21 protein-coding genes are annotated in these 19,811 nt (G+C 68.8%); all 21 read right to left on the bottom strand.

What is annotated here, in order from left to right; translation table 11 throughout:
* Nucleotides 1-7: 7 nt before the first annotated feature.
* The 21 genes from fliI to APAU_RS04095 all read right to left on the bottom strand — a co-directional run bounded on the left by fliI (nt 8) and on the right by APAU_RS04095 (nt 19,808).
* The gene (gene fliI / locus APAU_RS04195; protein WP_006300443.1) at nt 8-1,339 is read right to left on the bottom strand and encodes a flagellar protein export ATPase FliI; all 1,332 of its coding nucleotides are present in this window, start codon (nt 1,337-1,339) and stop codon (nt 8-10) included.
* Complete coding sequence (locus APAU_RS04190; protein WP_006300442.1) at nt 1,320-2,195, bottom strand: FliH/SctL family protein; 876 nt, start codon at nt 2,193-2,195, stop codon at nt 1,320-1,322. The genes fliI and APAU_RS04190 overlap by 20 nt, the downstream gene beginning before the upstream one ends.
* Nucleotides 2,188-3,198: a flagellar motor switch protein FliG gene (gene fliG, locus APAU_RS04185; RefSeq protein WP_006300441.1), complete on the bottom strand. Its 1,011-nt coding sequence runs from the start codon at nt 3,196-3,198 to the stop codon at nt 2,188-2,190. The genes APAU_RS04190 and fliG overlap by 8 nt, the downstream gene beginning before the upstream one ends.
* A 21-nt stretch (nt 3,199-3,219) precedes the next feature.
* A complete protein-coding gene (gene fliF / locus APAU_RS04180; RefSeq protein ID WP_006300440.1) occupies nt 3,220-4,794 on the bottom strand; it encodes a flagellar basal-body MS-ring/collar protein FliF in 1,575 nt (524 codons plus the stop codon).
* Nucleotides 4,795-4,805: 11 nt separating this feature from the next.
* On the bottom strand, nt 4,806-5,123 hold the full coding sequence (gene fliE / locus APAU_RS04175; protein ID WP_006300439.1) for a flagellar hook-basal body complex protein FliE: 318 nt from the start codon (nt 5,121-5,123) through the stop codon (nt 4,806-4,808).
* Between the two features lie 245 nt (nt 5,124-5,368).
* A complete protein-coding gene (gene flgC, locus APAU_RS04170) occupies nt 5,369-5,788 on the bottom strand; it encodes a flagellar basal body rod protein FlgC (RefSeq protein ID WP_006300438.1) in 420 nt (139 codons plus the stop codon).
* The gene (gene flgB, locus APAU_RS04165; RefSeq protein ID WP_006300437.1) at nt 5,788-6,192 is read right to left on the bottom strand and encodes a flagellar basal body rod protein FlgB; all 405 of its coding nucleotides are present in this window, start codon (nt 6,190-6,192) and stop codon (nt 5,788-5,790) included. Before flgB ends, flgC begins: the two co-directional genes overlap by 1 nt.
* 66 nt (nt 6,193-6,258) lie before the next feature.
* Nucleotides 6,259-7,089, bottom strand: a complete 831-nt coding sequence (codY, locus tag APAU_RS04160; protein ID WP_006300436.1) for a GTP-sensing pleiotropic transcriptional regulator CodY — start codon at nt 7,087-7,089, stop codon at nt 6,259-6,261.
* 79 nt (nt 7,090-7,168) lie between these two features.
* A complete protein-coding gene (gene hslU / locus APAU_RS04155) occupies nt 7,169-8,581 on the bottom strand; it encodes an ATP-dependent protease ATPase subunit HslU (protein ID WP_006300435.1) in 1,413 nt (470 codons plus the stop codon).
* Nucleotides 8,578-9,111: an ATP-dependent protease subunit HslV gene (hslV, locus tag APAU_RS04150; protein WP_006300434.1), complete on the bottom strand. Its 534-nt coding sequence runs from the start codon at nt 9,109-9,111 to the stop codon at nt 8,578-8,580. The genes hslU and hslV overlap by 4 nt, the downstream gene beginning before the upstream one ends.
* 2 nt (nt 9,112-9,113) lie before the next feature.
* Nucleotides 9,114-9,917: a tyrosine recombinase XerC gene (locus tag APAU_RS04145; protein ID WP_332248393.1), complete on the bottom strand. Its 804-nt coding sequence runs from the start codon at nt 9,915-9,917 to the stop codon at nt 9,114-9,116.
* A gap of 168 nt (nt 9,918-10,085) precedes the next feature.
* Nucleotides 10,086-11,408 carry a methylenetetrahydrofolate--tRNA-(uracil(54)-C(5))-methyltransferase (FADH(2)-oxidizing) TrmFO gene (trmFO, locus tag APAU_RS04140; protein ID WP_006300432.1) on the bottom strand — a complete coding sequence of 441 codons (1,323 nt, stop codon included), beginning with the start codon at nt 11,406-11,408 and terminating at the stop codon, nt 10,086-10,088.
* The gene (gene topA / locus APAU_RS04135; protein ID WP_083806758.1) at nt 11,401-13,719 is read right to left on the bottom strand and encodes a type I DNA topoisomerase; all 2,319 of its coding nucleotides are present in this window, start codon (nt 13,717-13,719) and stop codon (nt 11,401-11,403) included. The genes trmFO and topA overlap by 8 nt, the downstream gene beginning before the upstream one ends.
* Before the next feature lie 11 nt (nt 13,720-13,730).
* Entirely contained in the window at nt 13,731-14,003 is a 273-nt protein-coding gene (locus APAU_RS04130; protein ID WP_006300430.1) for a hypothetical protein, read from the bottom strand.
* A 75-nt stretch (nt 14,004-14,078) separates the two neighbouring features.
* Nucleotides 14,079-15,215, bottom strand: a complete 1,137-nt coding sequence (gene dprA / locus APAU_RS04125) for a DNA-processing protein DprA (protein ID WP_006300429.1) — start codon at nt 15,213-15,215, stop codon at nt 14,079-14,081.
* Nucleotides 15,200-16,711 (bottom strand): YifB family Mg chelatase-like AAA ATPase, encoded by a 1,512-nt coding sequence (locus APAU_RS04120; RefSeq protein ID WP_006300428.1) that lies wholly within the window; start codon nt 16,709-16,711, stop codon nt 15,200-15,202. The genes dprA and APAU_RS04120 overlap by 16 nt, the downstream gene beginning before the upstream one ends.
* Nucleotides 16,708-17,073 carry a YraN family protein gene (locus APAU_RS04115; protein WP_006300427.1) on the bottom strand — a complete coding sequence of 122 codons (366 nt, stop codon included), beginning with the start codon at nt 17,071-17,073 and terminating at the stop codon, nt 16,708-16,710. The genes APAU_RS04120 and APAU_RS04115 overlap by 4 nt, the downstream gene beginning before the upstream one ends.
* Nucleotides 17,070-17,354, bottom strand: coding sequence for an EscU/YscU/HrcU family type III secretion system export apparatus switch protein (locus tag APAU_RS04110; protein ID WP_006300426.1), 285 nt, complete (start codon nt 17,352-17,354; stop codon nt 17,070-17,072). The genes APAU_RS04115 and APAU_RS04110 overlap by 4 nt, the downstream gene beginning before the upstream one ends.
* Before the next feature lie 2 nt (nt 17,355-17,356).
* Complete coding sequence (locus tag APAU_RS04105) at nt 17,357-18,409, bottom strand: flagellar hook-length control protein FliK (RefSeq protein ID WP_006300425.1); 1,053 nt, start codon at nt 18,407-18,409, stop codon at nt 17,357-17,359.
* The gene (locus APAU_RS04100; protein WP_006300424.1) at nt 18,406-18,975 is read right to left on the bottom strand and encodes a ribonuclease HII; all 570 of its coding nucleotides are present in this window, start codon (nt 18,973-18,975) and stop codon (nt 18,406-18,408) included. The genes APAU_RS04105 and APAU_RS04100 overlap by 4 nt, the downstream gene beginning before the upstream one ends.
* Nucleotides 18,972-19,808 (bottom strand): YlqF/YawG family GTPase, encoded by an 837-nt coding sequence (locus tag APAU_RS04095; protein ID WP_006300423.1) that lies wholly within the window; start codon nt 19,806-19,808, stop codon nt 18,972-18,974. Before APAU_RS04095 ends, APAU_RS04100 begins: the two co-directional genes overlap by 4 nt.
* Nucleotides 19,809-19,811: the final 3 nt, after the last annotated feature.

The following is a 19,811-nucleotide window of genomic DNA, read 5'->3' as shown; positions in this document are numbered from 1 at the left end:
GCAAGGCTTACGTCCACGGCGCCAGAGGCAGGAGGAGCTGCTGGGTCTCCTCGAAGGAGAACCGCTCCATCATGCCTTGGCGCAGGAAACGCCGGACCGGGTCCAGGTTCTCCAAGGCCCAGTCCACCCGGGGATTGCTTCCCGCCTTGTAGGCTCCGATGTTCACCAGATCCTGCGCCTCCTCGTAGACCGCCAGCAGCTCCCGGATCCGTCCCGCCGCCTCCAGGTGCTCCGGCGAGACGATGCTGGGCATGACCCGGCTGACGCTGCGTCCCACCTCCACGGAGGGATAGTGGTTCTTGGCCGCCAGGGTGCGGCTCAGGACGAAGTGTCCGTCCAGAATACCCCGCACCGTGTCCGCCACGGGCTCGTTCATGTCGTCCCCCTCCACCAGCACCGTGTAGATGGCGGTGATGCTGCCCCGCTCCCCCGCGCCGGAACGTTCCAGGAGCCGGGGGAGGAAGGCGAACACCGAGGGAGTGTAGCCTCGGGTGGCGGGAGGTTCGCCGATGGCCAGGCCCACATCCCGCTGGGCCATGGCCACGCGGGTGACGGAGTCCATCATGAGCAGCACGTTCCCTCCCTGATCCCGAAAGTACTCCGCGATAGCCGTGGCGGTGAGGGCCGCCTTGAGGCGCACCAGGGGGGGCTGGTCCGAGGTGGCCACCACCACCACGGAGCGGGCCAACCCCGCCTCGCCCAGGTCGCGCTCCACGAACTCCTTGACCTCCCGACCTCGTTCTCCCACCAGGGCAATGACGTTCACCGCCGCCTCGGTGTTCCGGGCCATCATGCCCAGGAGGACGCTCTTGCCCACCCCGGACCCGGCGAAGATGCCCACCCGCTGACCCTGCCCCAGGGTGAGCAGGCCGTCCAGGACCTTGACCCCCACGGAGAGGGGCTTGTCGATCATCTGTCGTTTCAGGGGATGAGGGGGAGTGGCGAAGAGGGGGTAAAAGTCCTTGGCCACCAGGGGACCCTTGCCGTCCAGGGGGACACCCAGGCCGTCCACGATGCGCCCCAGGAGGGAGTCTCCCACGTGGACCCCCAGGGTGGGGCCCATGGCCACCACGTCGCACCCCGGGCCGATGTCCGACAGTTCCCCTAGGGGCATGAGCAGCACCCGATCGGAGCGGAATCCCACCACCTCCGCCCGCAGCACCGTGGGGCGGTTGCGGAAACGGACCTCGCAGAGGTCTCCCACCTGGATGTCCGGCCCCTGGGATTCGATGACCAGGCCCACCACCTGGACCACCCGCCCGTTGAGCCGGACCAGTTCCGTTCGGCTCAGGCGGGACTCCAGGGAAACGAAGAGCTGTTTAGTCTCCTGCGGGGACATCGTCTTCCGCCGCCCCCTCTACCAGCAGATGCTCCACCTGGGAGGCGATCTGCTCCAGCTGGGTCCTCCACCGGGCGTCGTAGACCCCCAGGTTCGTCTCCACCAGGCAGCTTCCCGGGTCCACGTGCTCGTCCCCGGAGAACTCCACGTGCTTGGCCCCTCGGAGGACATCGGTCAGGGACTCTCGGAGGGAGTCCACCCCCTTGAGATCCCGGGGGTTGAGGTACACCAGGATCCGCTCCCGATCGCTGATGCGGCCCAACACTTCCAGCAGGACCCGGGAGAGGACCCCCTGGTCCAAGGTGACCTGGGCGAAGAGCATCCGGGAGAGGAGGCTCTCCCACAGGCGCACCATCTCCGGCTCCTGCAGCGCCAGAAGGCGTTCCCGGCTGGCGGACAGGTCACCGTGGACCTTCTCCAGGAGGGACACGAGCCCCTCGAAACGGTTCTGATAGGCTTCCCTCAGGTCCGTCTCCGCCACGGTGCGTCCCTCGTCGTTGCCCTGCCGGAAACCCTCTTCCCGGGCCTCCCGGAGAACCTGCTCTCGGGCCTCCTGGGTCTCCCTCTGGGCCTGTTCCAACCAGGCGGCCCGCTCTTCCTCCTGGTGGCGCTGGCGCTGAAGCATCTCCGCTTCCAGTCCCTTGGCGCGCTCTCGAAGGAGCGACGTCTCGGACTCCAGCTCCCGAACCCGGGCTCCAAGACGTTCCAGCTCCGCCGTCTCGGGAGAGACAGCGGAGCTTGGGGAGGGTTCCTTTTCCGCAGGGGCCGGAGGTTCCGCCGCTCCCTGCCCGATGCGCACCACCTCCGGGAGAACCCGAACCGCCCGGAAGAGGCGGTGCTGCGAGGCGCTAGACAACGAGTTCTTCCTCCCCGCCCCGGGCGATCACGATTTCTCCGGCTTCCTCCAGCGCCCGAACCACGTTGACGATCTTCTGCTGCGCCTCCTCCACCATGCGAACCCGCACGGGACCCATGAAGTCCATGTCCTCCTTGAGCATCTCCGCGGCCCGCTTGGACATGTTGCGGAAGAACTTCACCCGCAGCTCCTCTGTGGCCCCCTTCAGGGCCAGGGAGAGATCCTTCATGTCCACCTCCCGGAGCACCCGCTGCAGGGACCGGTCGTCCATGCCGATGATGTCCTCGAACACGAACAGGCGCTTCTTGATCTCCTCCGCCAGTTCCGGATCCTGTTCCTCCAGGGCCTCGATGATGTTGCGCTCCGTGCCCCGGTCCACCCGGTTGATGATGGCCACCACCGCGTCCACCCCGCCGGCCATGGTGAAGTCCTGCCCCATGACGGTGGAGAGCTTGCGTTCCAACACCCGTTCCACCTCCCGCAGCACCTCCGGGGTGATCCGGTCCATGCGCGCCACGCGACGGGCCACGTCCCACTGCGCCGAGGGCGGCAGCCCTCCCAGCACCTGGGCGGCCTGCTCCGGGGCCAGGTAGGAGAGGATGAGGGCGATGGTCTGGGGGTGCTCCCCCTGGATGAAGGAAATGAGCTGCGACGGGTCCGCGTGACGCACGAAGTCGAAGGGCCGGACCTGAAGGCTGGCGGTGATGCGCCGCAGGATGTCCTGGGCCCGCTCGGGCCCCAGCGCCTGCTCCAGCAGCTTCCGGGCGTAATCCACACCCCCCTGGGTCATGAACTCCCGGGCCATGATGACTTCCTGGGCTTCTTTCAGGACCTCCAGCTTCGTGTCCGGAGTGATGCGCCGCATGTTGGCGATCTCCAGGGTCAGAAGCTCGATGGTGGCATCGTCCAGATGTTTGTAGACCATAGAGGAAACCTCGGGGCCCAGGGCCACGAGCAGGATCGCCGCTTTCTCTCTTCCCCGCAGATCCTTCGCCTTCGACATGGGCTGTTTCGTCTCCTCGGTCTAGAGATCCTCGGCGAGCCAGTTCTTGATCAGGTTCGCCACTTCTTCGGGGTTGTTGGTGGCATACACCCGAAGCTGTTCCTCCAGGATGGCCAATTCCCCCTGGGACGTCATGAGTTCCGGATGCTCCAGCAGGTCCTTCAGGGAAGGCACCTGGTCTCCCTCTTCCTTGGGCATCAGCCGCCGAAGGGCCGCCAGGCGCCGTCTGCGGATCCAGAGGAAGATCCCCGCCCCCATGATGAGGAGCAAAAGGGCCGCCCCCACCAGGGCCAGGATGACCTTCTGCCGCTGTTCCGCCTCCATCTGGGCCAGGAGCTGATCCGCCAGGGTGGTGTCGAACTTCATGCCCTGGATCACCAGCTGGTCTCCCCGAAGCTGGTTGAAGCCGATGGCCGCAGCCACGGAGTCCTTCAGGCTCTGGGTCTGCTGGGCGTTGAGGGTCCCATCCACCAACACGGAGGCGGAAAGGCGCCGGATGGCTCCGGGGGTGGCCACCTGCTGGGATTCCTGGGTGGTGATGTCGAAGTTAGTCACCGTGTCGGTCCGGTTGTACTCCACGTTGCCCCCCGTGCCCGTGTTGACCACGTACCCGGGGATGTTGGTGGTGGTGCCAGGCGCGCCCCCCGGGGGCATCCCGGGACCCACGTAGCTTTCCTCCGTGTTCTGCTGGCTGCGGACCACGCCCTTGCCGTTGGGACCGGGGATGAACTCCTTCCGGGAGGTGCTCTTCTTGTCGAAGTCCAGGTCCACCCGAACCCGGACCACCGCCTTGCCGGGGCCGAAGACCTTCTCCAGCATGAGGCGCACCTTGCGCTCCAGTTCCTGCTCCTGCTGCCGCTCCAGCTCCCGCTGTACCGAGGAGACCGCACGGCCGTCGGAACCGGACATGTAGATCAGAGAATCGTCCTGGATGAGGTCGGAGAGGACCTTTCCGGCGGTGTCCACCACCGTGACGTCCTCGGGGTTCAACCCCTCCACGCTCCGGGCCACCAGGTGCACGATGCCCTTCACCTGTTCCTGGCCGATCTCCTGCCCCTCCTTGAGGCGCACGAGGACCGAGGCGGTGGAGGGCTGCTGCTGCTCCAGAAAAAGCCGTTGTTCCGGAATGACGATGTTGACCCGGGCGAACTTCACCGCTTCGATCTGGCCGATGGTGCGGGCCAGTTCCCCTTCCAACGCCCGGGAATAGGCCACCTTCTGTTGGAAGTCGCTCATGCCCATCTTGGGCTGGTCGAAAAGCTCGAAACCCACCACGCCCCCCTTGGGGAGCCCCTGCTGGGCCAGGGCCAGCCGGGTCTCGTAGACCTTCTCCCGGGGCAGCAGGATGGCGTTGGCCGCCGGATCGTTGCGGAAGGGGATCTTCTGTTCCTTCAGATAGGCCACGATGGAGGCTTGGTCCTCCACCTCCAGCCCGGAAAACAGGGGCTCGTACGCGGGGCGACCGGCCCAGACCACCAGGAGGACCAGGGAACAGAGCACAAGGGCAGAAGCCCCCACTAGGGAAAGCTTCTGCCAGCGTTGAAGGGACCCCCAGAACGCCTTCAGCCACTCGCCGAACTGCCGGATTTTATCCATGACGCCCTAGATTATACAGGCATGCGGGCGATCTGTTGGTAGGCGTCCACCAGCTTGTTCCGAACCTCCACCAGGGTTCGCAGGGCCATCTCCGCCTTCTCCACGGCGATGGAGACCTCCGACACATCCTCCACGTCTCCCAGGGACAACTTCTGGACCATCTTGTCCGCCCCCTGATGCAGCGCGTTCACCTGCTTCATGCTGTTCTTCAGCACGTCCTCGAAGGGCACCGAAGGCGTTCCCTCCCCGGCCTTCTCCTGCTGCGCCGGGGACATCCAGTCCTCCACTTTCAGGCGATACTGGGCAAGATCCATCCGAATGGCGTCCATGTCGGCCTCCTTTGGTGAAGGTACCCATCCCCCGCGACGGCAGGATGTCTCCCTCTCTCTGTCTCTTCTAGATCACCAAGATAGCGGCAGTGTAGCGCGTTTTCTTGACCCTTGTGAAGACCCTTGGCTGTCGCGGGCTCACCATTTGACCCTAATACAAAGAGGGGAGGCCCAACCGGACCTCCCCTCCCATTTTTCCGCATACAAAACCGGGACTTTAGTCCCGGTTTTGTATCTTGTGTCCCTTAGGAGCGCATGATCTCCAGGGCGCTCGTCCAGAGGGCCTTCCCCGTCTCCACCACGTTGACGCTGGCCTCGTAGGCCCGGCTGGCCACCAGCATGTCCGCCATTTCCCGGACCACGTTGACGTTGGGGTAGGCCACGTAACCCTCTGCGTTGGCGTCGGGGTGGTCGGGCTGGTACACCATCCGGGGAGGCAGGGGGTCCTTGGCGATCTCCGCCACCCGGACTCCCGAAGAGGAAGGGGCTCCCTTCATGGCCTCCATGAGCTTTTCCTGAAAGATGGGGACCTTGCGGACGTAGGGCCCCCCCGAGGGGGTGCGGGTGGTGTTGACGTTCGCCAAGTTGGAGGACACGGTGTCCATCCACAGTCGGTGGGCCGTCAGGGCGCTGCCCGCCACATCGATGTTCCGGAAGACCTTCATCACCGTCCACCTCCGATGGCCGTGCGGTACATGGAGAGCTTTCTGCCCAGGATGCGGGTCATGGCCTGGTACATCATCCGGGTCTCCGCCAGCCGGGCCAGTTCCGTCTCCGGATCCACGTTGTTCTCGTCGTACCGGTAGACCTCGTTGCCCACCCGGCTTTCCACGGGATGGACGAACTCGATGCCCTTGGGCATGTTGGTCATGTGGTGTCCGTCGGTGACGGCCAGGGGAAGCCTCCGGGGCGCTTCGATGAGCGCCTCCAGCTGGTCCTCGAAGGAGACCTCGCGGCGGACGTACTTGGGGGTGTTGGCGTTGGCCAGGTTCTGGGTGGTGCTGCCCATGCGCCGCGACAGCCCTTCCAGGTCCTTCTGGATGACTCCCCAGGTGAGATCGCCCCTCATGCCTTCCTCCCCCTTCGCAAACCCGGCACGGTTCTGTGTCGGCAGGTCCGACGAGGACCTTGAGCCCTACTCTCCGATCCCCAGCTCCTCCAGGAACAGGGGGCTCAGGACCTTGATGTAGGTACCCTTCATGCCCAGGCTGCGGCTTTCGATGATCCCGGCGCTTCCCAGCTTGCGCAGGGCGTTCACGATGACGCTGCGGGTGACCCCCACGCGGTCCGCCACCCGGCTGGCCACCACCACGCCCTCCGACCCTCCCAGATCCTCGATGATGTGCTTCACCGACTCCACCTCGGAATAGGAGAGGGCCCGCATGGCCATCTGGACGATGAGCCGCTCCCGTCCCCGCTCCTCGATGGACCGGGTGCGGTCGTGGAGGATCTCCAGGCCCACCACCGTGGCCAGGTACTCCGCCAGCACCAGGTCCCGGGTGTCGAAGGGACAGCCGAAACGGGCCAGGATGAGGGTGCCCAGACGCTCTCCTCCTCCGTTGACGGGGACGTAGAGCACGTGCTTGTTGGAGTAGGTGCAGGGCTGGTCCGCATAGGCGCACATGCCGTGGTCCGTGTGGTTCAGGATGGACTCGTGGTACTGGTTGAGCCGCTCCACATAGCTCTCCGGCAGCATGTTGACCGCCAGGATGTCCGCCATGATGGGGCAGTCGTAGGCGCTGATCCAGGCATAGCCCAGGATGCGCCCCTCCCGGTTGATGACGTACACGTTGGCGGCGGAAAGGTCGCAGAGAAGCTTGGCCAGACGCTGGTAATCCGGGCCGCTGCGGTCCTTGCGGTTCTGGAGGGCCCTGCCCACCAGCCGGGCTTTTTCGAGCAGGTCCTGCATGGCCGAGGGGTTCAGGATCTTCGGTCGGGATTCCACCAATTCTTTGGGCGTGTTCACGGTTTATTCCTCCCAGATGGGGTATTTGTCTGTATGGGGTGATCCTCGCCCCTGCGGGGCGCTGTGACCTTGCGGGAACCTACAGCAGGTACTTTCGGGCCTCCCGATCCTCCGACAGGGGCCCCAGTCGCCCCTCCACGTAGGGAGCGTCCACCGTCACGTCCTGCTCCTCCGTCTCGGGGGCCTGGAAACTGATCTCCTCCAGGAGCTGTTCCAGGAGGGTATGAAGCCGCCGGGCGCCGATGTCCTCCAGGTCCCGGTTCATCCGCGCCGCCAGGGCCGCCAGGGCACGGAGGCCGCTCTCCTCGAACCGGAGGCGCACCCCTTCGGTGCCCAGAAGGGCCTCGTACTGCCGCACCAGGCTGCTTTCCGGCTCCCCCAGGATGCGGACCAGGTCCTCCTCCCGCAGGGGCTGAAGCTCCACCCGGATGGGAAGGCGCCCCTGAAGCTCCGGCACCAGGTCGGAGGGCTTGGTCTTGTGGAAGGCCCCGGCGGCGATGAAGAGCATGTGGTCCGTCTGCACCGGGCCGTACTTGGTCTGCACCACGCAGCCCTCCACGATGGGGAGCAGGTCCCGCTGGACCCCCTCCCGGCTCACGTCGGGGCCCCCATGGCCGGAGCCGCCCCCGGCGATCTTGTCGATCTCGTCCACGAAGAGGATGCCCTCCTGCTCCGCCTTGGCCACCGCCTCCCGGACCACCGCCTCCTGGTCCACCAGCTTCTCCGCTTCCTCCGCCTGGAGAAGCCGCCGGGCCTCCTCCACCGTGACGGTCTTGCGCTTGGTCCGCTTGGGCATGAGCCCCCCCAGGAGTTCCCCCAGGTTCAGGCCCATCTCCTCCAGACCCCCCGCTCCCATGAGGGTCATGCCCACCCGGGAACCCTCGGGGACCTCCACCTCCACGGAGCGGCCGTCCAGCTTGCCCGCCCGGAGGAGTTCCCGCAGCTTCTCCCGGGTTCCCTCCCGAACTTCCGGCTCCGGGGGCGCCGGGGACGCCGCAGGGGGAGGGGTCTCCCGGCCCGCCCCGAAGAGGCGCAGGAAGTCCGGGACGGCGGCCTCGGTCTTGGGACGGGGCAGAAGGGCGTCCAGGATGCGCTCCTCCGCCGCCCGAGCCGCGGGCTCCTGGACCTCCTCGATGAGACGACGACGCACCATCTGCACCGACGCCTCCACCAGGTCCCGGATCATGGACTCCACGTCCCGGCCCACGTAGCCCACCTCGGTGAACTTGGTGGCCTCCACCTTGACGAAGGGGGCCTCCACCAGCCGGGCCAGGCGACGGGCGATCTCCGTCTTGCCCACCCCCGTGGGGCCCACCATGAGAATGTTCTTCGGGGACACCTCCCGGGCGAGTTCTTCCGGGAGCCTGCGGCGGCGGATGCGGTTGCGCAGGGCCACCGCCACGGCCCGCTTGGCCTTGTCCTGCCCCACGATGTAGCGGTCCAGATAGGCCACCACGGTGCGGGGAGTGAGGGAATCTCCGGTTCCGGTCATTGGGGCAACTCCTCCAGGGTGATCTGGTCGTTGGTGTAGATGCAGATTTCCGAGGCCAGCTCCAGGGATCTCCGGGCGATGGCTCCGGCGGCCCAGTCGGACCCCTCCAGAAGCCCCCGGGCCGCCGCAAGGGCGTACCCCGAACCGGAGCCGATGGAGGCTACCCCGCCCTCGGGCTCCAGGATGTCCCCCGCCCCCGAGAGGAGGAGGGTCTGCTCCCGGTCCGCCACCAGCAGCATGGCCTCCAGGCGCCGGAGGGCCTTGTCGGTGCGCCACTCCTTCACCAGCGCCGCGGCGGAGCGCAACAGGTGCCCCTGGTTCTCCTCCAGGCGCTTCTCGAAGCGCTCCAGCAGGGTCATGGCGTCGGCGGTGCTCCCGGCGAAACCCGCCAGGATCTGCCCTTCGTGGAGCCTGCGGACCTTGCGGGCCCCGGCCTTGACGATCTGGCTTCCCAAGGTGACCTGGCCGTCCCCGGCCATGGCCACCCGTCCGTCCTTGCGCACGCAGAGAATCGTGGTTCCTTTGAACACGGTCAACCTCCCGCCCGCGGATGGGCTTGTTCGTAGCTTCGTTTCATCTGATCCGAGGTGATGTCCAGATAGCGCTGGGTGGTGAGGAGGCTCTCGTGCCCCAGCAGTTCCTGCACCACCCGAAGGGACGCCCCCCCCTCCAGGAGATGGGTGGCGAAACTGTGCCTCAGGGTGTGGGGCGTCACCCCCGCCAGGCCGACCCGTCGGGCCGACTGGGTGACCAGGCGGTGGATCGTCCGGGGGGTGATGCGGGGCGCTCCCCGCTCCCCGGGAAACACCGGCCCCTGGCGGGTCACAGGGTCGGGGCGCCAGTCCTGCAACAGCTCCTTCACCCCTCGCCCGAAGGGCACCGCCCGCCCCTTCTGGCCCTTTCCCAGAACCCGCAGCCACCGTTCCTCCGGCTCCAGGTCTTCCCAATCCAATCCCGCCGCCTCGGAGACCCGAAGCCCCGACCCGTAGAGGAGTTCCAGCATCAGCCGATCCCGCTGGGCATGACGCCCGCCGGGCCCCTCCTCCAGCAGGCGGACCACGTCGGGGTACGCCAGGGCGCGAGGCAGGTTCGCCGGGAGCTTCGGGCCTCGGACTCCTGCTGCGGGGTCCTGCTCCACGAGGCCCTCCCGGGTCAGGTAGGCGGTGAACCCCCGGACGGAGGAGAGCTTGCGAGCCGCAGAGGTGGGGGCGAACCCGTACCCCATGAGGCTGCGCAGAAAGCCCCGCACCCGGTCCCGGTTGATCCCCTCCGGCCCCTCGACCCCCTCCAGCTGGAGGAACTCGACGAACTGCGCGAGATCCACGGCGTAGTTCACGGTCGTGTTCTCCGAACGGTTCAGCCTGTAACGGAGCTGGTCGAGGAATCCGTCGACGAGGGAAGAGAGGGAATCGGCCATGGGACCCATTGTAGCATCAAAAGCAGACACAACAAGAATTTTCAAAAGATGAAGGTCTTGTTACGCTTTTGACCCACTTTCGCCCTTTCAGGAGGAACCGCGGCACCAGGGATGGTCCGCCAGGAAACCCTCCAGCGCCTCGGCAGAGCGGACCCCGTAGGCCTCGCAGCGTTCCGTGCGGCTCTTGATCTTCCGCTCCAGCTTGGGAAAGATCCCCAGGTTCACGTTCATGGGCTGGAAGGTCTCGGGGCGGGCGTCCTTCAGGTAGTGGAGCAGGGAACCCAGGGCGGTCTTCCGAGGGAAGACGGGCAGTTCCTCCCCCCGAAGCCGGGCCAGGAGGAACAGGGCCGCGGCGGCTCCCATGGCGGTGCTCTCCAGGTACCCCTCCACCCCCGTCACCTGCCCCGCCAGGAAGAGGTCCTCCCGGCCTCGGGGACGGAGAAAACCGTCCAGCACACGAGGTGCACAGACGAAGAGGTTCCGGTGCATGACCCCCTTGCGGACGAACTCCGCCCTCTCCAGGGCGGGAATCAGGCGGAAGATGCGGTCCTGCTCCCCCCAGAGGAGGTTGGTCTGGAACCCCACCAGGTTGTAGAGGGTGCCCTCTTCGTTGTCCTGGCGAAGCTGCACCACCGCGAAGGGTTCCCTCCCCGAGGGGTCCGGGAGCCCCACGGGGCGCATGGGACCGAAGCGCAGGGTGTCCTCCCCCCGGCGGGCGATCTCCTCGATGGGCAGGCAGCCCTCGAAGAACCGCTGCTTCACCTCGAAGTCGTGTCGTGGGGCCTGCACCGCCTCCACCAGGGCCTGCCGGAAGGCCCGGTAGGTGGGTTCGTCCAGGGGACAGTTCACGTAGTCCTCCCCCTGGCCGTAGCGGCTGCCCCGGTAGCTGCGTTCGGGGTCCACGCTCTCCAGGGTGACGATGGGGGCCACGGCGTCGTGGAAGGCCAGAAAATCCTCCCCCACCAGGTTCCGGAGGGCTTCCGCCAGAGAAGGGCTGGTGAGGGGACCCGAGGCGAGGATGGCCGGACCCTCGGGCAGGGCCGTGACCTCCTCCCGCACCACCTCCACCAGGGGGTGCTCCTCAAGGGTCCGGGTCACCTCCCGGGCGAAACGCTCCCGATCCACCGCCAGGGCCCGCCCGGCGGGCACCCGGTGTCGACGGGCACAGGCCAGGATCAGGCTGCCCAGGGTCTCCAGCTCCCCCTTGAGGATCCCTGCGGGGCTGGTGGTCTGGTCTGCCCCCAGGGAGTTGCTGCACACCAGCTCCCCCAGGAGGTCCGTGGTATGGGCGGGCGTGGTGGCCCGGGGACGCATCTCGAAGAGGCGCACCGCCACGCCCCGGGAGGCAAGCTGCCACGCCGCCTCGGAACCCGCCAGGCCGCCCCCCACCAGGGTGATGGGATCAGCCATCGTCCCGCTCCTCCGTCACCGGAAGGGCCTCCCCCTCGGGCTCCACCGCTTTCTTCGGCTTCGACCAGGTGAGGTAGTCGCATTCGGGATAGCGGTTGCACCCGTAGAAGAACCGCCCCTTGGCCTTGCCCTTGGTGGCTTTGCGGCGCACCAGCTCCCCGGTGCCGCACTTGGGGCAGGAGATGCCGGTGGAGGTGACCCGCTTCTTGGTGAAACGGCATTCCGGATAGCCGCTGCAGGCGATGAACTCCCCGTAGCGCCCCCGCTTGACCACCAGGGGCTTGCCGCACTGAGGGCAGTTCTCCCCCACCTCTTCCGGGGGGATGTTCACCCGCTCCGCCGTGGCGGCCACGTCCTCCAGGGTGTGGCGGAAGGGCGCCCAGAAGCCCTCGATGGGGGCGAGCCAGGGAAGCTCCCCCGCTTCCACCCGGTCCAGGTCCTCTTCCATGTGGGCGGTGAACCCCACCTGGACCACCTCGGGGAAATGGCGCACCAGGAAACCGCTGACTCCCCGGCCCAGACGGGTGGGGACCAGCTTCTTGTCCTCCTCCCCCCGCACCACGTAGCCCCGTTCGCTCAAGGTCTCCACGATGGTGGCGTAGGTGGAGGGACGCCCAATGCCCTTCTCCTCCAGGACCTTCACCAGCCCCGCCTCGGTGTATCGGGCCGGAGGCTGGGTGTAGCGCTGTTCCATCTTGAGATCCCGGAAGCCCAGGACCTCCCCTTCCTCCGCCCGGGGGATCCGGGTGGGGCGCACCCCCAGGGGCCACAGCTTGCCCCATCCGTCGAAGAGCACCTCCACCCCCGACTGCCGCAGGCCGTAGTCCCCGCAGGACACGTCCAGGGCGGTGCGGGCCACTCGGGCCGGGGACATCTGGCTGGCCACGGTCCGGTTCCAGATGAGTTCGTAGAGCCGGAACTGTTCCGGGCTCAGGTGCTCCCGGATCCCCTGGGGGTCCAGGGTCACGTCGGTGGGGCGGATGGCCTCGTGGGCATCCTGGGAACGCCCCTTCACGGAGAAGAAGTTCGGCTTGTCGGGGAGGTAGTCCGCTCCGAACCGATCCCCCACGTAGCGCCGGATTCCCTCCAGGGCCTCCGGGGCCAGCCGGAGGCTGTCGGTGCGCATGTAGGTGATGAGCCCCACGGGACCCCGGCCGGGAAGATCGACCCCTTCGTAGAGGGACTGGGCCACCCGCATGGTGCGCCTCGGGTTGAAGCCCAGGCGGCGGGAGGCGTCCTGCTGGAGGGTGCTGGTTTTGAAGGGGGGCAGGGCACCCCGGGAGCTTTCCCGACTCTTGAAGGCCGCCACGACCAGGGGCTGGGACCGCAGGACCTGGGCGACCCGCTCCGCCTCCTCCCGGGAGGGGACCGAGAAGACCTTGCCCTTGCAGCGCTCCAGGCGCAGGAGGTACTCCCGACCGCCCTCTGCGTCGGCCTGCACGTCCAGAAGCCAGTACTCCTCCGGGTGGAAGGCGTCGATCTCGTCCTCCCGCTCGCACACCAGACGAAGGGCCACGGACTGCACCCTCCCCGCCGACAGGCCCCTCTGGACCTTGTTCCACAGGAGGGGACTGAGCTGGTAGCCCACCAACCGGTCCAGGACGCGTCGGGACTGCTGGGCCTGGACCCGGTCCATGTCGATGGGTTCGGGGTTCGCCACCGCCCCCTGGACGCCCGAAGCGGTGATCTCGTGCATCCGGATGCGGCAGGAGCTGGTGGGGTCCATCTGGAGCAGGGTGGCCAGGTGCCAGGCGATGGCCTCCCCCTCCCGATCCGGGTCGGAAGCCAGGAGGACCCGCTCGCTCCCCGCCGCCAGTTCCTTGAGCCGCCGGATCACCGGCGCCTTGCCTCGGACCTGGATGTACTCCGGCTCGAAGTCGTGTTCCAGATCCAGACCCAGGCGTCCCTTGGGCAGGTCCCGCACGTGCCCCACGCTGGCCTCCACGGAGAACTCTCCCCCGAGGATCTTCCTCAGGGTCCGGGCCTTGGTGGGGGACTCCACGATCACCAGCGTCCCGTGGGGGGACGAGGGACCGGCCTTGCGGCGGGTCGGTCTAGGGGCGGCCTCGGGAGCGGCCACGCGGCGCCCCGGGGCCTTGGGCTTCTTTTCCTTGGGAGACGGGGCGGCGGCCTTCTCCCCCGCAGCCTTCCGGGGACGGGAGGCCGCGGGCTTCGCCTCGGGGGAGGTTCCCTCGGGGGCCGAAGCGGAGGGCTTGCGCCGGGGGGTCTTGGGGGTTCCGGCGGGAGAGGCTTCCTTCTCGGAGAGGAGAAGGGGGGCTTCTTCCTGGGGGGAGACCTTCTTGCGGGGCATGGCCGAGGAGGTCAGCAGGTCCAGCGGGGGGAGGTCTCGTTCGCCCCGCCCTGATGGAGGAGAGCGCCGGGGGCCTCCGTGTCGAAAGCCCGATCCACCAGCCCCTCCAGGTCCGACAGGTCCACGGGGGCGTGGCGCATCTGCCCCAGCAGCACCGCCTCCAGAAGGGCTCTCTCGAGGATGGAACAGGGGATCTGGTAGACGTGAAGCAGACGGTAGACGAACTGCGCCGCTTCAAGGGTCAGGCTGCGACGTTCCATCTCCGAGAGGATACGGTATTCCATGGAGACACCTCCGGTCGTGTTCTGTCCCGCCTCGGCGGGACCGTAAAAAAAGACCCGGATCGTTCGGGTTCCGGGTCAGGGGTTCGAGTCCGTCGGGAGGCATCCCTTATCCGGGGCGGCCCGAAATCGACCGGGACCGGAGGGATAGACCCAACCCAGCGCCTGGAGAACGGAAAGAACTTTCAGAACGCTGGCGGCGCTCATTCTACCTTCACTCGCTAGGTTGTCAACCGTTCGGTCCCCTTCTCGGGCCAAAAGTCCCAGGATGGCCCGCCCCTCCTCTTCCAGCCCCCCCGGAAGGGAAGGGGAAGGCGAGGCGGGGGGAAAGAGGCTCCGCTGCCCCCCGGAGGGGAGAAAATCCTCCAGGTCCACCAGAGGGTAGGCCCCGTCGAAGAGGAGCCGGTTGGAACCCCGGCAGGTCTCCTCGTCCACCCGGCCGGGCACGGCCCAGACCTCCCGCCCCAGATCCAGGGCGTTCCGGGCGGTGATGAGGGCGCCGCTTCGAGAGGGCGCCTCCACCACCGCCAGCTTGCAGACCAGGGCGGCCAGGATCCGGTTCCGCAGAGGGAACCGCCAGGGGCGTCCCTCCGTGCCCAGGGGGTACTCGCTCACCAGACAGCCCCGTCCGCGGATGCGCTCGAAGAGTTCCCGGTGCCCCGAGGGGAAGACCCGATCCACCCCCGTGCCCAGCACCGCCGCGGTGTGTCCCCCCGCCGCAAGGCACCCTTCGTGGGCCATGCCGTCCACCCCACCGGCGCCGCCGCTCACCAGCCAGAATCCCGCCTTCCCCGCCCGGGCTCCCAGGGCCTGGGCCATGCGTCGACCGTAGGCGGTGGCCCTCCGGGTGCCCACGACCCCCACCGATTCCTCCCTGCCGGGGAGGGGTTGGGCCCCCCAGAGGTAGAGAACCCCGGGGGGCGTGGAGAGGTCCCCCATCCCGTCAGGGATCTCCCGATGTCCCCAGGGAAGGACCCGCACTCCCAGACGCCCGCAGGCCTCCAGCTCCCTCTCCGCCCACCCCTGGGCGAGACGCCGGGCCACTGTCTCCCCCGCGTCCTCCGGAAGCCCCAGGACGGTCCAGGGGAGGGCGGAGGAGGGACCGAGCAGCTCCTCCGGGTCGCGCCCCTCCTCGGTCCACCTTTGAAGGGCTCGGCCCGCCCGGCCCTCGAAGCAGGCGTTCAGGACCAGGGCAGCCTTCAGCCTGCGGTCCACGACGACTGTCCTTCCCGGAAGGCCAGGGCCTCCGCCACGTGAGACACCCCGACGGCGGAGGTCCCCTCCAGGTCCGCCACCGTGCGGGCCACCTTGAGGATCCGGCTCAGCCCCCGACCGGTGAGGCGCAGCCGTCCCAGAGTTTCCGTCAGGAAGGGACGCACCTCCGGGTCCAGGTTCAGCCCCCGACGCACCAGCCGCTCCGGAAGCTCCGCGTTGCACTGCACCCCCTGGGCGGCCCAGCGCTCCCGCTGGACTTGACGGGCCTGTTCCACCCGACGGCGCACCGCGGCGCTGTCCTCCCCTCCCCGGTCCTCCATCTGCACCAGCTCCGCCGGGGAAAGGCGGGGCACCGGGACGTGCAGGTCGATGCGGTCCAGGATGGGACCGGAGAGTCGGCGCTGGTAGCGGTGGATCTCCGAGGGGGAACAGGTGCAGGGGCGGCTCGGGTCTCCCCGGTAGCCGCAGGGACAGGGGTTGCAGGCGCAGGCCAACAGCACCCGGGCGGGGTAGCTCACCGTCCCCGTGGCCCGGCTGACCCGGATCCGCCCGTCCTCCAGGGGAGCCCGGAGGGCCTCCAGGGCGTCCCGGTGGAATTCCGGGAACTCGTCCAGAAACAGGACCCCCCGATGGGCCAGAGTCACCTCCCCCGGGCGCAGCCCCGAACCGCCCCCGCAGAGGGCCACCACGCTGGCGGTGGGGTGCACGGGCCGGAAGGGACGCAGGCGGGAGGGGGGCCCCTCCTCCCCCGCGGTGCTCCGCACCGCCAGCACCTCCGTAAGCTCCTCGTCCCCCAGGGGGGGCAGGATGCCCCGGAGGGCCCGGGCCAGGAGGGTCTTCCCGGAGCCCGGGGAGCCGGTGAGGAGCAGGTTGTGGTGCCCCGCCGCGGCGATCTCCAGGGCCCGCTTCGCCCCGGTCTGCCCCTTGATGTCCCTCAGGTCCGGGTCCGGGACCCAGGGGGCCTCGTCCACGTCCCCGTGGGGGACCGGGGGCAGGAGGGATTCGCCCCGCAGGTGCCCCAGGAGATCCGGGAGGGTGGGGGGAGCCAGGAGGGTCGCCCCCTTCACCCAGGCGGCCTCCGGCACGTTCTCCGGGGGAAGGAACAGGGGCACCCCCAGGTCCCGGGCCAACAGGGCCGCGGGCACCGCTCCCCGAACCCGACGAAGGCGGCCGTCCAGGGCCAGTTCCCCCAGGAAGATCCCCTCGGGACGACGGGGCAGGGACCCCACAGCGGCCAGAAGCCCCACCGCCATGGGTACGTCCAGGAGCGCTCCTTCCTTGGGCAGGTCCGCCGGAGCCAGGTTCACCGCCACCCGCCCCCGAAGGAGCACCCCCAGGCTGCGCAGCGCCGCCCGGACCCGCTCCCGGGCCTCCTTCACCGCCGCGTCGGGCAGCCCCACCACGGTGATGGAGAAGAGACCCCCGGTGATTTCCACCTCCACCTCCACGGGCACCGCCTCCACCCCGCGGAGGGTCACCCCCCGGACTCCCGTCACCCGTCGTACCTCCCCCCGGTGATGTCCCGGTGGTGGTGCACGGACCAGCCCGACCCGGTTCGGTCCAGGGCGAGCAGGTCGATGCGCCAGAACCCGTCGTAGCGCCGCCGGGCCACGTAGTTCCGCCCCGCCCGCACCAGGCGGCGGAGCTTCTCCGGCCCCACGGTGTCCGAGGCCTCCTGGAGGCGGCTCTCGGAACGGGTCCGCACCTCCACCAGCACCAGTTCGTCCCCCTCCCGGGCCACCAGGTCGATCTCCCCCCCGGGAAGACGCACGTTCCGCTCCAGGACGGCCCACCCCAGGGCCGCCAGATGCTTCGCCGCCAGATCCTCCCCCAGGCACCCCAGCTCCCGGGGGGTCACCGCTTCAGGACCTCGGACTTGCGGTCCAGGTCGTAGACGAACACCAGGACCCGGGCCACCGCCTGGTAGAGTTCCGGGGGGATCTCCTCCCCCAGCTCCAACGCCAGGAGGGCGCTCACCAGGGCCGCGTCCTCCACCACCGGGATCTGCGCCTCCCGGGCGATCTCCACGATCCGCTCCGCCAGGACCCCCTTGCCGGAGGCCACCACCACCGGGGCGGACTCGTGCCCCTCCTCGTACCGCAGAGCCGCCGCCTCGGGGATGCGATGCTTGCGGGCCACGGCTACGCCTCCATGTCCACGCCCCGCTGGAGAGAGCTTTCCCTCCGGCGGACCACGGAGACCCCCAGGTGCTGCAACCCCAGGGGAACCGCCTTGAGGGCCTCCTCCAGCTCCGGGAGATGCTGCCGCACCGTCCGGGCCACCGAGGGAGCCCCCACCCCCAGGTCCACCGTGAGGGAGCGCCCGTTGGTCACCAGCTCCCCCTGGACCGTTCCCAGACGGTTGCCCTGGGTCTCGAAGGAGACCCGCCAGATCCTTCGCCCCCCCTGCTCCTCCCTCGCCGTGGCCACCCGGGCCAGGGCGGGGTCCTCCCGGTCGTCCAGGGGCCACCACATGGGGGCCAGGAGGGCTCCCGGGTCCACCCCCGGGCGGGCGGGACGGGAGGCCACGGAATGGGCCTGGAGGAACCGGGCCACGTCGTCGTTTCCCTCCCGGGCTGCCTTGAGTTCCCGGCTCCACTCCTGAGGGGTGGCATCCGCCCCCGCCTTGCGGAGGCGCTCCCGAACCTGCTTCCACAGGTCCCCCACCTGAGCGGGGTTGAGCTGGAGGTACCAGGAAAGCTGGGAGGCCTGGGGATCGCTGAGGGGAAGTCCCCGGGCCCACAGCTCCACCAGGGCGGAGAGGGTCTCGGGTTTGCCCCCCAGGCGGATCCAGGCCTGTCTCAGGGGGACCAGCACGTCGTCCGTGGCGGGAAGCCCCCGCAGGAGGAGGGCCAGGGCCACGGGCTGTTCCTTGGCGGGAAAGCGGGAGAGGAGGGCCAGGTCCGAGGCCTGGAGACGCAGCACCGGCACGTCGCCGGAGGCGTCCCACACCGCCCGGAACCGCTGGCCCACGAAAAGGGGCAGGGAGGAGCGGGCGGAGAAGGTCTGGTTGCCCACCCGGACCTGGTAGAGCCCCTCCTCCTGGGAAAGCACCAGCCCTTCCACCACCGCCCCGCTTGGGATGCGCGCCGTGGAGGGACGACTGACCTGGGAGACTTCCTCCGAGGGGAGGAGGACTCCCTGCGCTCGGGGATCGATGTTCCCCCCCTGGATTCCTCCCACCCCGGGGCTCACGGCGCGGGCCTCCAGCGGAAGGTGGCCCGGTGCACCGGCGAAGGACCGAGGCGCTCCAGGGCACGGCGGTGTTCCGCCGTGGGGTAGCCCTTGTGCTTCGCGAAACCGTATCCCGGATAGAGCCGGTCCAGGGATTCCATGGCCCGGTCCCGGAGGACCTTGGCCACCACAGAGGCGGCCATCACCGCGGGGACCAGGGCATCCCCCCCGGGAAGACACCGTTGGGGCAGGGAAAGCCCGGGGATCCGGGCATTGCCGTCCACCACCACCAGGTCCGGCGGGGGATCCAGGGCCACCGTAGCCCTTCCCATGGCCCAGAGGGACGCCGCCAGGATGTTCGTTCCGTCGATGCGGGCCGCCGAGGCGGCCTGGGCCCGCCAGAGCACCCCCAGTTCCTCCATGAGGGCGAAGAGGCTCTCCCGCCTTCGGGGCGTCAGGGCTTTGGAATCCCCCAGCCCTCGCTGCATCAGGCGACGGCGCTGGTCCGGGGTGAGCACCGCCGCCGCGGCCACCACGGGACCTGCCAGGGGTCCCCTGCCTGCCTCGTCCGTTCCGGCCACGATCACGAGGATCCCTCCTTCTCCCGGGACGCGGGAGGAACTTCCAGGCTCCATCGCCCCAGCTTGCCCGTGCCGAGGGCCTCCAGAAAGGCCCTTCCGGCCCCGTCCAGGTCCACCACACCGCCGGGAAGGAGTCGTCCCAGCCGACGCCCCACTCCCTCCAGGCGTTCCTCCGGGCTCTGGGACTCCCGAGAGAGGTTCCAGACCGAGGCGATGCGCCCCCATTCTCCTTGTTCCTCCAGGTGGGCGATGCAGTCCATGGCCAGGTCCTGAGGGGTGCCGATCACCTGCCCCTTGGTGGCGTTGAGCCACGCCAGACGGCGGTGCGCCCCCGCATCGGACTTGGGGTCCAGGACGCCGGGGGAGTCCACCACCAGAAGCCCCTCTCCCCGAAACCAGGAAACCCCCCGGGTCACCCCGGGGATGCCCCCCACCAGGGCGGACTTCTTGCCGATGAGGCGGTTCAGGAGGAGGGACTTGCCCACGTTGGGCACCCCCACCACCGCCAGGCGCAGCTCCCGGAAGTCCGGGCGACGCTGCTGCAGAGCCTTGCGGAAAGGGACGGGCAGGGGCTTGCGGGCGTCCACCGCCCAGGCCGTGCGGCCGGACCGCCGGAAGTGGTCCACCCAGCGCCTCGTGACCTCCTCCTCCGCCAGGTCCGCCTTGGTGAGGACGATCCAGGTCTCCAACCGTCCCTGCTCCTCCAGGAGGGGGGAGGCGGTGAGCCGGGGCGCCCGGGCGTCCCGGACCTCCAGAAGGAGGTCCAGAGACCCCAGAAGCGCTTCGAGCTGTCTTCTGCCCCGGGCCATGTGCCCGGGGTACCACACCGTCCGCCCCATGTC

It is taken from the genome of Aminomonas paucivorans DSM 12260 (assembly GCF_000165795.1).
Classification (GTDB): domain Bacteria; phylum Synergistota; class Synergistia; order Synergistales; family Synergistaceae; genus Aminomonas; species Aminomonas paucivorans.
This window is presented reverse-complemented; position numbering and strand designations above follow the sequence as displayed.